At 37.7% G+C, this 13,877-nt stretch carries 14 protein-coding genes; all 14 read right to left on the reverse strand.

Annotated elements, in window-relative coordinates; translation table 11 throughout:
• Positions 1-6 precede the first annotated feature (6 nt).
• Positions 7-966, reverse strand: a complete 960-nt coding sequence (locus tag LCF45_RS21285) for a PhoH family protein (RefSeq protein WP_002015189.1) — start codon at positions 964-966, stop codon at positions 7-9.
• A 3-nt stretch (positions 967-969) separates the two neighbouring features.
• Positions 970-2,169 carry a sporulation protein YqfD gene (gene yqfD / locus LCF45_RS21290; RefSeq protein WP_002184946.1) on the reverse strand — a complete coding sequence of 400 codons (1,200 nt, stop codon included), beginning with the start codon at positions 2,167-2,169 and terminating at the stop codon, positions 970-972.
• A 249-nt stretch (positions 2,170-2,418) separates the two neighbouring features.
• Entirely contained in the window at positions 2,419-2,712 is a 294-nt protein-coding gene (gene yqfC / locus LCF45_RS21295; RefSeq protein ID WP_002067170.1) for a sporulation protein YqfC, read from the reverse strand.
• A gap of 107 nt (positions 2,713-2,819) precedes the next feature.
• The gene (locus LCF45_RS21300; protein ID WP_000054578.1) at positions 2,820-3,263 is read right to left on the reverse strand and encodes a GatB/YqeY domain-containing protein; all 444 of its coding nucleotides are present in this window, start codon (positions 3,261-3,263) and stop codon (positions 2,820-2,822) included.
• A 15-nt stretch (positions 3,264-3,278) separates the two neighbouring features.
• Positions 3,279-3,452 carry a 30S ribosomal protein S21 gene (rpsU, locus tag LCF45_RS21305; RefSeq protein WP_000048061.1) on the reverse strand — a complete coding sequence of 58 codons (174 nt, stop codon included), beginning with the start codon at positions 3,450-3,452 and terminating at the stop codon, positions 3,279-3,281.
• Positions 3,453-3,917: 465 nt separating this feature from the next.
• The gene (gene mtaB / locus LCF45_RS21310) at positions 3,918-5,270 is read right to left on the reverse strand and encodes a tRNA (N(6)-L-threonylcarbamoyladenosine(37)-C(2))-methylthiotransferase MtaB (protein ID WP_002015193.1); all 1,353 of its coding nucleotides are present in this window, start codon (positions 5,268-5,270) and stop codon (positions 3,918-3,920) included.
• A gap of 6 nt (positions 5,271-5,276) precedes the next feature.
• Positions 5,277-6,026: a 16S rRNA (uracil(1498)-N(3))-methyltransferase gene (locus LCF45_RS21315; protein WP_002015195.1), complete on the reverse strand. Its 750-nt coding sequence runs from the start codon at positions 6,024-6,026 to the stop codon at positions 5,277-5,279.
• Positions 6,027-6,171: 145 nt separating this feature from the next.
• Positions 6,172-7,110, reverse strand: coding sequence for a 50S ribosomal protein L11 methyltransferase (gene prmA / locus LCF45_RS21320; protein WP_002167655.1), 939 nt, complete (start codon positions 7,108-7,110; stop codon positions 6,172-6,174).
• A 28-nt stretch (positions 7,111-7,138) separates the two neighbouring features.
• Complete coding sequence (gene dnaJ / locus LCF45_RS21325; RefSeq protein WP_002129144.1) at positions 7,139-8,242, reverse strand: chaperone protein DnaJ; 1,104 nt, start codon at positions 8,240-8,242, stop codon at positions 7,139-7,141.
• A gap of 202 nt (positions 8,243-8,444) precedes the next feature.
• Positions 8,445-10,280: a chaperone protein DnaK gene (gene dnaK, locus LCF45_RS21330; protein ID WP_002015198.1), complete on the reverse strand. Its 1,836-nt coding sequence runs from the start codon at positions 10,278-10,280 to the stop codon at positions 8,445-8,447.
• A gap of 26 nt (positions 10,281-10,306) precedes the next feature.
• On the reverse strand, positions 10,307-10,873 hold the full coding sequence (gene grpE, locus LCF45_RS21335; RefSeq protein WP_263894272.1) for a nucleotide exchange factor GrpE: 567 nt from the start codon (positions 10,871-10,873) through the stop codon (positions 10,307-10,309).
• A gap of 114 nt (positions 10,874-10,987) precedes the next feature.
• Entirely contained in the window at positions 10,988-12,004 is a 1,017-nt protein-coding gene (hrcA, locus tag LCF45_RS21340; protein WP_002015201.1) for a heat-inducible transcriptional repressor HrcA, read from the reverse strand.
• Positions 12,005-12,137: 133 nt separating this feature from the next.
• A complete protein-coding gene (hemW, locus tag LCF45_RS21345; protein WP_002015202.1) occupies positions 12,138-13,277 on the reverse strand; it encodes a radical SAM family heme chaperone HemW in 1,140 nt (379 codons plus the stop codon).
• Positions 13,278-13,328: 51 nt separating this feature from the next.
• Positions 13,329-13,703, reverse strand: coding sequence for a winged helix-turn-helix transcriptional regulator (locus tag LCF45_RS21350; protein WP_002015203.1), 375 nt, complete (start codon positions 13,701-13,703; stop codon positions 13,329-13,331).
• Between the last annotated feature and the right edge of the window lie 174 nt (positions 13,704-13,877).

Genomic DNA, 13,877 nt, shown 5'->3' on the forward strand with positions numbered 1-13,877 from the left:
ATAGGATCATTCCATTTTATCATATGCCTCAATAATACGTTGCACTAATGGGTGTCTCACAACGTCTGTTTGTTCCAGTGTTATGAACGAAAGACCTGATACACCAGATAAAATATTAGCAGCAATAGAAAGACCTGACTTTACCCCTTTTGGCAAGTCTACCTGTGAGGGATCCCCCGTAATAACCATTTTAGAACTAAAACCTAATCGTGTTAAAAACATTTTTATTTGAACACCAGTTGTATTTTGCGCCTCATCTAATATAACAAATGAATCATCAAGAGTACGCCCTCTCATATAAGCAAGAGGTGCAATTTCAATTACACCACGTTCCATCATACGTTGTGTATATTCTTGTCCAAGAATATCATGTAACGCATCATATAGTGGACGTAAATACGGATCTACTTTTTCTTTCAAATCACCTGGTAAAAACCCTAAGCTCTCTCCAGCTTCTACAGCAGGTCTTGTTAAAATAATTTTCTTTACATACCCTTGCTTTAAAGCTCTCACAGCCATTACTACGGCTAAGTATGTTTTTCCTGTCCCAGCAGGTCCTATCCCAAATACAATATCATTCTTTTTCATTGCATGAATATATCGTCTTTGCCCCATCGTTTTCACACGAATGGATTTACCTTTTGCCGTTTTAAAAATTTCCTCTTCATATAATTCTTCGAATTGAGCAATTTTCCCTTGTTGCCCAAGCTGAATCGCATACGCAACATCTCTTTCCGAAATTGATACACCTTTACGGATAACAACAAGTAACTGTTGTAAAATTTTTTCTACGAGCACCACAGTTTCATCTGCCCCAGATACACGAACAGATTCTCCTCTAGTCACAATCGATACACTAAGTTCTCGTTCAATTACTTTTAAATGAGCATCATTTACCCCAAAAAGAGCGATTGCTTCGTTGGGATTTTCCAATTGTTGGTTCATTTCTACTAATTGTTCTGCCATTACTCAGTCTCCTTGAATATCGGATTCAGATATTGGTTGTGGCTCTGCAATATTTTCAATCACTGTATAATGTAATGTGACCTTTAGGTGATCCGCCTCAACCTCTTTACTCAAAATGTTATCACTTACAATCATAGCATGTTCATCCAATTTTTTCTTCAGTTCTTTTTCTGCCATCTCTTTCGCTACTTTCATTGCTTGTTTTTCGGTATATTCTCGGTTCGCTTCTTCCTCTTCTCGTACAATATCTTTCTCGTATGCAATTGGTAATGTAAATCCAAATAATTTCACATCATGTTTTACACTTTCAGTACGAGAGCGCTTATACTTATCCTTTAGAAATCCCCATATTTTTATTTTAGTACTCCCAAATTTAAGGAAATGTTCATTGTATGAATTACCAGTATACACTTGAAATTGTGTCTTTAACGGAACATCCACCTCAGATTTATACCACGTTTCTCCATATACAATCCCTTTAGCCGAAACAACTGTCGGATTCTCCTCATTACCATACATCCCGGATACGAGAAGTTGCCCCTTTTCTACATGGTCATTTTTCATGACAACCGGCTTCCCAACTTCCACAAATGTTTTTGTAATAATCCCTTCTTTTTTTGCTACTAAGTTTTGTGGCTGTTGTTCACTTTCTTTTTTCGGTTCATTTTTTTCAACAATCTTAAAATGATATGTTGTCCCTCTTATTTCTAATCCCGCCCAAGTAATCGCATTAATATTGTCTGTCAAATGACGTTGAACATCTTCTACACTCGGCATTTGGAATTGTAATTTACCTTTTTTTATACCCATTTTGTCCAATTCTTTCATCAATATATATTCTGTTTCAGGTTTTGCTCCTGTAATTTCAATTTTCCACACCATATTTGACAATGCGATCATTCCGAAAAAAAATATTAAAAACCCAATTAAAAATCCACTATTTTTAATTACACGCTTATTCCAAAAAGGAAAACCGTAACGTCCAATAAAATATAATTTACATTCATTTTTTCTATAAATTGGTTTTATCTTTTTCACATCTCGTAATAACATACAAAAAACTAACGTTTCATCAGCTATCTTCTTTACATCCCAAACGAGTAATTTCTTCCGCACACACTCGTTAACAAAGCGTTCCGCTCCTCTACCTTCAATTCGCACCTTTACATACCCAAGCCATTTTATAAACCATTTATTTTTCATCGACTATCTCCACTACCTTTCTAAAAGTAGATACACTACTTTTCAATTCGATTATCAAACTAGCTCGTACTAAAATTTTAATTAGCAGATTCCTTGATCCTCACTAATTATTAACCTTCACGAGCCAATTTTTTACGTGGAACTCAATTCCCACCTATCCTCTTTGTACGAACCGAATATTGAGGCCAGAACGTTACCGCCTGTTAATACAAGGTAACGAAGAAAAACTCCACAAACGGAAGTTTCTCCTCACTCCTCTTTCTTTTCATTTTCTAAAAACGTCACTTGTTCAATAATCCCTTCAAGCAACAGTTCTTCTGGAAGGATTGTTTTAATAACAAAGGATTGACCTTTAATTAATAATTGACCATGTTTCAATAGCAATCTTACCTCTTTATCTGAAAACACTAATAATCCTCGATGATTTTCTATATAGATATGTACTTGCCCAACAAGCGTAATCCGAGGTAGATCCATTAACACATCCACTGGCAGGTCTATTTGCTTCGTTAACCAATTCTTCATTTGTTCTATTTTTTTCATCTCAAAAGACCCCCTCTCATCCCATATGTATGAAAAAAGAGCTTGTAATATCACGTCCAAACTGAAAAAAGCATAAAAAAACGTCTCATACGAAATGAGACGCTTTTTTATGCTAATAGCTGGATAACCAGCTTATTCACAAGTGATCCGTCTGTTTTACCTTTTACTTTCGGCATAACAGCAGTCATCACTTTACCCATATCTGCTTTAGATGTAGCACCAACTTCAGAAATAACTTGCTTAATTATATCCGCTAGTTCTTCTTCCGTTAATTGCTCCGGCAAATATGCGCTTAAAATCTGAATTTCACTTTGCAGTTTATCAACAAGGTCTTCACGACCAGCTTTTTTAAATTCAAGGAGGGAGTCCTTATACTGTTTTACTTCACGAGCTAAAACTGTTAATTCCTCTTCTTCAGTAAGAGTATGTTGCAGTTTAATACCTTCATTTTGTAAAGCAGCCTTAACCATACGAATAACGGTTAATTTTTCTTTTTGTTTATTCTTCATCGCTTGTTTCATATCATCGTTTAAACGACCGAGAAGACTCATAACTTACACCCTCTCTTAGAACTTACGCTTTCTTGCCGCTTCAGATTTCTTCTTACGTTTTACACTTGGCTTTTCATAAAACTCGCGCTTTCTTGCTTCAGCAAGTGTACCAGTTTTAGAAACCGATCTTTTAAAACGGCGAAGTGCATCCTCCAAAGACTCGTTTTTACGAACGACTGTTTTTGACATTCTCTTTCCCTCCCTCCGAAACATCACACTTACATACTAATTTCAGCATGCAAAAAGAAACCCTTCTTCAGCATGTCTTTTACGATTATAATACATTTTATCACTTCAGGTCAACTATTTGGCAGAATAAAAGAAGAATAGATGCCCTTACCTGTTCAAAAGCTATGTAGATAGCTATTATCCTTTTCCCCTGAAGACAACTATATTTTTTATCATTACACCTTTTTTAATACAAGAAAGCATTAAATAACTACTCATTCAACGTACCTGCCTTTTCAGTACTTAACTTCTCCAAAAAAAAAAAGAAAGCATGCAAATTGTTTCCGTTTGCATGCTTTTTATCCCGCTATTTGCCAGGACAGTAAGACCCCCACCTCAAAATTCAGCGAAAGCAAAGAACTTAGGTGGGGTCAGGCTGATAATCAGCGTGAATGAACAAAATCCCCCACTGATTAAAGTTTCATTTTATGCGCTTGCTGATTCTTTTTTTACATCATCTTCAAGAACACGAACAAACTGCGCTTCGTTATATGGATAACCAGCTTTTGTAATTTTCACTTTTACTAGCTTACCAATCAATTCTTCAGATCCTTCAAACACAATTTTTAAGTAGTTATCTGTATAACCTACATATAAACCTTCACGGTCACCATCTTTAAATGTCTCTTCCGGAATGATTTCAAGTACTTCACCTTCAAATCTAGAAGCATACTCTTTCGCTAATTGATTTGATAGCTCAATTAGACGGTGAACACGATCGTTCTTCACGTCTTCAGGAACTTGATCTTCCATACGTGCTGCTGGAGTACCTGTACGTTTCGAATAAGGGAAAACGTGTAATTCAGAGAAACGATTCTCTTTAATGAAATTGTACGTTTCCATGAATTCCTCTTCTGTTTCGCCTGGGAATCCAACAATTACGTCTGATGTAATCGCAAGACCTGGTAACGCTTCTTTCAAACGATCTAAACGCTCTTGGAAAAATTCCATCGTATACTTACGGCGCATACGTTTCAATACAGTATTAGATCCTGACTGTAATGGAATATGCAAATGACGTACAACTACTTCTGATTTATCTAACACTTCAATTACTTCATCAGAAATTTGACTCGCCTCAATAGAAGAAATACGAAGGCGTTTCAATCCGCCTACTTCCGCTTCCATATCGCGCAGTAATCCAGCTAAGTTATACTCTTTTATATCTTCACCGTACCCACCTGTATGAATACCTGTTAATACGATTTCTTTATAGCCCGCATCTACTAATTGCTGCGCTTGTTTAATAACTTCTTTTCCATCACGAGAACGCATTAAACCACGCGCCCAAGGAATGATGCAAAATGTACAGAAGTTATTACAACCTTCTTGTATTTTTAAAGATGCACGTGTACGGTCCGTGAAATATGGTACATCGAGCTCTTCATATACACGTGTTTTCATAATATTGCGGACAGCATTAATTGGTTGACGCTCTTTACGGAATTCTTCGATGTATCCTAACATCTTCTCACGATCTTGCGTACCAACAACAATATCTACACCTGGAATCGCCATAATTTCCGCTGGAGAGGTTTGTGCATAACATCCCGTTACACAAATTACCGCATCTGGATTTTGACGTACAGCACGTCTAATTACTTGACGGCTTTTTTTATCTCCAGTATTCGTTACTGTACATGTGTTAATAACGTATACATCAGATTTTTTTTCATATTCAGTTCTTTCATAACCACCTTGTTTAAACAATTGCCAAATCGCTTCTGTTTCATAGTGGTTTACTTTACAACCTAACGTGTGGAACGCAACAGTTGCCATTGATTATCACCCCATCAATTCAAAATGATAAGAAGCGGCACTTAACGCATAAAGCGGAGCCGTTTCTGTTCTTAAAATTCTTGGTCCTAAACTACATGGTACAAATTTATGTTCACGAAGTGCGGTTATCTCTTCCTCCGCTAAACCGCCTTCTGGTCCAAATACAATCAGCAGCTTTTGGCCTGGTTTAATCGTCGCTAAAGCTTTCGCAAAATTAGATTTCTCACCTTGTTTCGCTTCTTCTTCATACGCAACAAGACAAACATCATACTCGCTACTCATCGACAGCAGTTGTTTAAATGATGAGGGAACGTGTACTTCTGGAATTTCACTTCTATGCGATTGTTCCGCAGCTTCTTTTACAATTTTTTTCAAACGCTCAACTTTTTTATCTGCTTTTTTCGCATCCCACTTTACAATAGATCGAGATGCTTGAAATGGTAAAAATGCAGCTGCCCCAAGCTCAGTTCCTTTTTGAAAAATTAACTCTAGCTTGTCTCCTTTCGGCAGTCCACTTGCAATCGTCACGAACACGGGAAGTTCGCTTGACGCCTCTACCCATTCTACAATAGTGGTATCCACAAATTCACTGGTAATTTCAGCAATTGAACACTCTGCTGTTTTACCATTTACACAGCAATAAATGTGGTCACCAGCTGACATACGCATCACTCTTGCGATATGATGGACATCATCACCCATTATGCGAATACTTGTCTCATTTACATATTTCTCTTCTACAAAATAACGTTGCATATAATCACCTTAGTAGAGTTTCGTTCCTTTCGTAAGTCAACACTTACGAAAAGAACGAAACGTTATCATTTTCATATAACAAACGGTAAGTCCCTCACCTTATACGGTGAGAGACTCCCCTGTTCTTTATAGACTAAAATCTATATTACGCATTTCGTGCAATAATTGCTACCCAATCTTCCATTCGAAGTACTTCTTCAATTGAAAATCCAGCTGTTTCTAACGCTTCAGAAATTACTTTTTCTTTCGCCCCAATAATACCAGATGTAATAAATAATCCACCTGGCTTCACAACTCTCGCTGCATCTTCAGGGAATAGAAGAATGATTTCCGCTAGTAAATTTGCTACGATTAAATCAACCGGACCTTCAATACCTTCTAATAGACTATTCTGTCCAACATTGACAATGTCATCTGTTTTATTTAAGCGCACATTCATTTCTGCACTTTCAACTGCAACTGGGTCTAAATCATACGCTTGAACAGAAGCCGCACCTAATTTTGCCGCAGCAATACTAAGTACCCCCGAACCTGTCCCCACATCAATCACAGTATCACCTGGCTGAACCGTTTTTTCTAACGCACGAATACACATCGTCGTTGTTGGATGTGTCCCTGTACCAAACGCCATACCTGGATCTAATTCAATAATTTTTTCATCTGGAGAAGACGGTGTATACTCTTCCCACGTCGGCACAATTGTGAATGTATCAGAAATTTGAACTGGATGATAATACTTCTTCCAAGCAGTAGCCCAATCTTCCTCATCGACTTCATTAATTGTAATAGTTCCTTTACCAATTTCGATGTCGAAAGATGGTAGTGCATCAATAGATGATTTTACACCTGCAACCGTTTCGTTTAAAGAATCCGTTTGTGGGAAATATGCTTTTACCAAAACACCCTCACTTGGATATTCATCTGGGTTAAGTGCATAAATCTCACCGTATTGTTGCTTGCGCTCTTTCGTCAACTCCGCTGGGTCCTCAATCGCAACCCCGCTAGCGCCTGCTTCATGCAAAATATGAGAGACAGCTTCTACTGCTTCTTCTGTTGTATGAATACTAATTTCTGACCATTTCACAATTTACCAACTCCATTTTTTATTTCCATTATTCCCCTTTGAAAGCACGTTTAAGCTTTCTGAATAAGCTATCATCCTGCTCTTCTTGCCCTGCAAATTCACGCAATAAATCTTTTTGATGTGAAGTTAATTTCGTCGGCACAACAACACGAACGACTACATATTGATCTCCTTGACCATATCCACGTACGTTCGGAGCACCTTTTCCTTTTAAGCGGAATTCTGTTCCTGTTTGTGTTCCAGCTGGAATTTTCAGCTTCACTTTGCCATGAACGGTAGGAACTTCTACTTCCGCACCAAGTGCCATTTGCGCAAATGTTATTGGCATTTCGCAAATAATGTGATCCCCTTCGCGTTCAAAGAATTCATGATTTCTCACATGAACAACAACATATAAGTCACCTGCCGGTCCGCCATTTACGCCTGCTTCACCTTTTCCAGATACACGAATTTGTTGACCATTATCGATACCCGCTGGAATTTTAACATTGATTTTTTTACGTTTACGAACTTTACCAGAACCATGGCATGTCGTACATTTCTCTTTAATCATTTGACCTGTTCCTGAACAATGTCCACAAGCTTGACGGTTTACAATACGCCCAAATGGTGTATTTTGTTCTACACTTACTTGCCCTGATCCTGAACAATGTTTACATGTTTCTTTTGAAGTCCCTGGTTTTGCTCCACTACCCTTACAAGTATCACATGGATCCTCCACTGGAATCTCAACGTTTAATTCTTTACCAAAAATAGCTTCTTCAAACTCTAAAGTAACTTGATATTGTAAATCAGCACCTTGACGTGGAGCATTTGGATCACGACGTCTGCCGCCACCGCCAAAGAATGAACTAAAGATATCTTCGAAACCGAAGCCACCGCCGAAGTCTCCTCCGCCACCGAAACCTTGATTCGGACCAGCGTGACCAAATTGATCATACTGCGCACGCTTTTGATCATCGCTCAATACTTCGTATGCCTCTTGTACTTCTTTAAACTTTTCAATTGCATTTTCTTCTTTACTTACGTCTGGATGATATTTTTTAGCCAAACGACGATACGCTTTTTTAATTTCATCTTTTGAAGCGCCCTGGCTAAGTCCAAGGACCTCATAATAGTCTCGTTTATTCATAAATTTGCAACCCCCGAATCTTTCACATAAACGTAATTTTAACACCGAAAGAAAGTGCTTTGCAACAAAGTTTCCTCACTTACAGTATGCAAAATAAAAAACTTAAGATCCTCACACATTTCTTCTTATTCGTGAAAAAAGCCAAAGCCAAGGCACGCTTGACTTTGACTTTTTGTCATCTTACTTATTTTATTTCACTGTATTACTTGTCTTCTTTTACTTCTTCAAACTCAGCGTCTACTACATTATCTTTTTTCGCGCCAGCGTCTTGTGCTCCTTGTGCACCTTCTGCTTGCCCTGCAGCCGCTTGAGCTTGCTCGTATAATTTAACAGTTAATTGTTGTACGATTTCTTGAAGAGCATCTTTTTTCACACGGATTTCTTCAAGTTCGTTTTTCTCGATTGCCGCTTGTAATGCTTCTTTCGCTTCCGTTGCTTTCGCTACTTCAGCTGCATCTACTTTACCTTCTAAATCTTTTACAACTTTGTCTGTTTGGAATACAAGTTGGTCAGCTTCGTTACGAAGTTCAACTTCTTCCTTACGTTTTTGGTCAGCATCAGCATTTGATTCAGCTTCTTGTACCATACGATCTACTTCTTCATCAGAAAGACCTGAAGAAGATTGGATTGTAATAGTTTGCTCTTTGCTTGTTCCTAAGTCTTTTGCACGTACGTTAACGATACCGTTCGCATCAATATCGAATGTTACTTCGATTTGTGGAATTCCACGTGGTGCTGGCGGAAGGTCTGTTAATTGGAAACGACCTAACGTTTTGTTGTCAGCTGACATTGGACGCTCACCTTGTAGTACGTGAATGTCTACCGCTGGTTGGTTATCAGCAGCTGTTGAGAATACTTGTGACTTACTTGTCGGAATTGTAGTGTTACGCTCGATTAGTTTCGTGAACACACCGCCCATAGTTTCGATACCTAAAGAAAGTGGAGTTACGTCTAATAATAGAACGCCCTCTACATCACCAGTAAGTACGCCACCTTGAACTGCAGCACCTAATGCTACAACTTCATCTGGGTTTACACCTTTGTATGGCTCTTTACCAGTTTCACGTTTAATTGCTTCTTGTACAGCTGGGATACGAGTAGATCCACCAACAAGGATAACTTTATCTAATTCGCTTGGAGCAAAACCAGCGTCTTTTAATGCACGACGAGTTGGCTCTAATGTTCTTTCAACAAGACCAGCTGAAATTTCTTCGAATTTAGCTCTTGTTAACGTTAATTCTAAGTGTAATGGGCCAGCAGCTCCAGCACTAATGAATGGTAATGAAATTTGTGTTTGTGTTACACCAGAAAGATCTTTCTTCGCTTTTTCAGCTGCATCTTTCAGACGTTGAAGTGCCATTTTATCTTGGCTTAAATCAATGCTATTTTCTTTTTTGAATTCAGCTACTAAATGATCGATGATAACTTGGTCAAAGTCATCTCCACCAAGACGGTTGTCACCAGCAGTTGAAATAACTTCGAATGTGCCGTCTGCTAACTCAAGGATAGATACATCAAATGTACCGCCACCTAAGTCATATACTAAGATTTTTTGCTCTTCATCTTGTTTTTCTAAACCGTAAGCAAGTGCTGCGGCTGTTGGTTCGTTAATGATACGCTCAACTTCTAAACCAGCGATACGACCAGCATCTTTCGTTGCTTGACGCTCTGCATCGTTAAAGTATGCAGGTACTGTAATAACAGCTTTCGTTACTGTTTCACCTAAGTATGCTTCAGCAGAAGCTTTTAAGTTTTGTAAAATGATTGCAGAAATTTCTTGAGGTGTAAAATCTTTACCTTCAACTTCTACTTTGTAGTCTGTACCCATATGACGTTTAACAGACATGATTGTATTTGGGTTTGTAATTGCTTGACGCTTCGCAACTTCCCCAACTTGACGCTCTTCATTTTTGAAAGCTACAACAGAAGGTGTTGTACGGTTTCCTTCTGGATTTGGGATAACCTTTGGTTCTCCACCTTCCATAACAGCTACACAAGAGTTTGTTGTACCTAAGTCAATACCGATAATTTTACTCATGGCGAATCCTCCTACTTTTATGTAAATTATTGATTTACTTTTACCATTGATGGGCGAATCACACGGTCTTTTAGTTTATAACCTTTTTGGAATTCTTCAACTACCGCGTTTGATTCAAATTCACTGTCTTCCACTTGCATAATAGCTTGGTGTTCATTCGGATCAAACTGTTTACCAACAGCTTCAATCGCTTCAACACCTTCTTTAGTCAACGCTTCTAGCAATTGACGATGCACCATTTCCATACCTTGTAACAAGGATTTCGTTTGCTCGTCAGTCGCTTCCACTTGCATCGCTCTTTCAAAATTATCAAGAGCTGGCAAAATATCTGAAACTAGACTTTGTGCTCTATATTTATCAGCAGCCTGTTTATCCATTTGGACACGGCGCTTATAATTTTCAAAATCAGCTTGTAGACGTAATGTGCGACCTTCCGTTTCCGTTAGTTTCGCTTGTAACTCATCTACTTTTTCTTGTAAAAGAGCAGCCTCACTTTCTTCTTCTACAGTTTTTTCACTGTTTTCTGGCGTGACAGCTTCTTCAACTTGCGCTTCTTTCACTTCTTCTACCACTTGTTCGTTACGCTCTTCCACAATTTTCACCTCCTTAAAAGGTATTAGGTATCATGCTTAGCACGATTACCTAAGCATTATATATTACACACAGCAATGAAAATTTCATCACTTGAGCGAATGTATTACTCTCATTTACTTTTTAAGTCCGTCTGTAAATTGTCTTGTAAATAACTGCAGTAAACTAATTACACGAGAGTATTGCATTCTCGTCGGACCTAAAATTGCAATTGTTCCAAGTTGCTCTTCTCCAATCGAATACGTTGCAGAAATCAAACTGCAATCCTCCATTGCCGTAGAAGAATTTTCTCTACCAATTTTCACTTGAATTCCGACTTGTTTATGACGCAAAATGTCATAAAACGCAGCCTCATTATCAATCATCGTCAGCAAAGATCTTACTTTGTGAATGTCATGGAACTCTGGTTGCGAAAGCATATTTGCTTTTCCTCCAAAGTATATCTTTTCCGATAAAGGGACTTGAAATGTACCATCTAACATTTTTATTGCACTATCGTAATTATGAACATACCCACGCAAGACTGTAACAATCTCTTTAAAGATTTTATTATGAAGTTCTGCCATAGGTATACCAGATAGCTTTTCATTTAAAATATTAACCATTTTTTCTAAATCTGATAAATCAACAGATTCCGGAACGGTAATCGTTTTACTTTGCACATGCCCTGTATCTGTTACAATAATAGCGACTGCTGTTTGACGATCAAGCGGTACAATTTGTACATTTTTAAGTTTATTTGTGCTCAATTTAGGACCAAGAACAATGGCCGTATAATTCGTAAGCTCTGATAAAATTTGAGCTGATTGTTGTGCAATTTTTTCTGCTTCAAAAATTCTTTCAGCAAATAAATCTTTAATTTGTACAATTTCATCGGTCGGTAAGTTTTGCGGCGCTAAAAGATGGTCTACATAAAATCGGTATCCTTTTTCAGAAGGAACACGCCCAGAAGAACTATGCGTTTTTTCAATAAATCCTAATTCTTCTAAATCAGCCATTTCATTTCGAATAGTAGCTGAACTAAACGTAATTTCATCTTTCTTAGCCAACGTCCTCGAACCAACTGGTTGCGCTGATCCAATAAAGTCATCAACAATTGTTTGTAAAATTAAGAGCTGACGTTCCGTAAGCATCTCATCATCACCTCTGTTAGCACTCTTTGTCTTCGAGTGCTAAATCTATTAATAACTTACCAAAATTGACATTCAATTGTCAACGGAAACGTCACGAAATAACAAAAATTTTTCACGCTTATGGCACATTTAATTAATCAATCAAAAATGACTGGAATACTTCATTCCCTAATAGTTTCCCTTTCCTCGTTAAACAAACATGTCCATCTCTGTTTTCAAGTAATCCTTGTTCTTGATTACTTTGTAACTGCTTTGCAAAAACATGGTCCATCTCCACATTAAATTTCTTTTGGAATTCTAACTTAGAAACACCTTTTGTTTTTCGAAGTCCTAAGAACAACTCTTCTTCCATTTTTTCTTTCTCTGTCACTGGATGAACATCTAAATATGGAAATCCTGTCTCATCAATTTTAGTGAAATATTGCTTGAGCGGACCTACATTTTGAATTCGTTCCCCGTTCACATAGCTATGCGCTCCAGCTCCAAATCCATAATACTCTTCATTATTCCAGTATGTGAGATTATGTCTACTTTCATTATTACCTTTTGAGAAGTTACTAATCTCATACTGGTTATAACCATGTTTCTCCATTTCATCCATTACCATTTCGTACATTTTCGCTTCATGGTCTTCACCTGGAAGTCTTAATTTCCCTTTATTCATTAAGTTATAAAATACGGTTTTCGGTTCCACAATTAAGGAATATGCCGAGAAATGTTGTACACCAAGCGTAAAGGCAATGTCTAATGTTTCCTTTACATCTTCTATCGTCTGTCCTGGCAGAGCATAAATTAAATCTACATTAATATTTGTAAAACCAACTTCCTGCGCTTCTCGAATTGCTACGAATGCATCTTCTCTCGTATGCCTGCGTCCAATCTTCTCAAGTAGCTCATCACGAAACGTTTGCACACCAAAACTAATTCGGTTTACTCCACCTTCTAGCAATACGTTCAACTTCTCTTTCGGTAAATCACCTGGATTCGCTTCAAATGTTAATTCACAATTCGGCGCAAATGGACGCAAACGACGGTTAATGATGTCGAGTAGTTTTTTTGTTTGCTCCATATTTAAGGCTGTCGGAGTTCCTCCGCCAACAAAAATCGTTTTCATACTTTCAAACGGTACTTTTTGAACCGTATTTATTATTTCTTTCTCTAAATATTGTAAGTATTGATCAACCGGTTGGCGTTCAATAAATACTTTATTAAAATCACAATAGTGACAAATATGCTGACAAAATGGAATATGAATATATGCAGCTTGTACCAAATATAACTCCTACCTTTCTAAAAAGAAAACCTCCGCACTCCGGAGGATTCTTTACTTCTCTACTGTATTACGGATTTGTTCCATTCGCATTTTTCCCCAATCATACATCATTTCAACGATCGGTAAAAGCGACATACCTAATTCCGTCATATAGTACTCAACACGCGGAGGAATTTCCGGGTATACCGTTCGATCAACAATCCCGTCCTCCATTAACTCTTTCAATTGATTTGACAACACTTTATGAGAAATGCTCGGGAACAGACGTTGCAATTCACTAAAACGATGCGGACCTTCCACACCTAAGTGCCACAATATCACAACTTTCCACTTCCCACTAATTATAGAAAGCGTCAGTTCCTTTTCGCAATTAAAATTACCTTTTTGTATTTTCTCTCGAATATCTTTTCGAATATTTTCGGACATTAATAGTCTCCTAACTCTATATCAATCACTAAAAAGCTCTCTCACTATTGTAAATGAGAGATGCTAAGATGTCTAAAAAGTAGCATATAAAAAAGAAGCCGAACGAACGGCTTCTACTTTTATCACGATTGGTGCGGGCTAATAATTAGCGAAGAATAGAAAAATCCCCACTAA

This window comes from Bacillus sp. 41-22 (assembly GCF_025809295.1).
Taxonomy (GTDB): domain Bacteria; phylum Bacillota; class Bacilli; order Bacillales; family Bacillaceae_G; genus Bacillus_A; species Bacillus_A mycoides.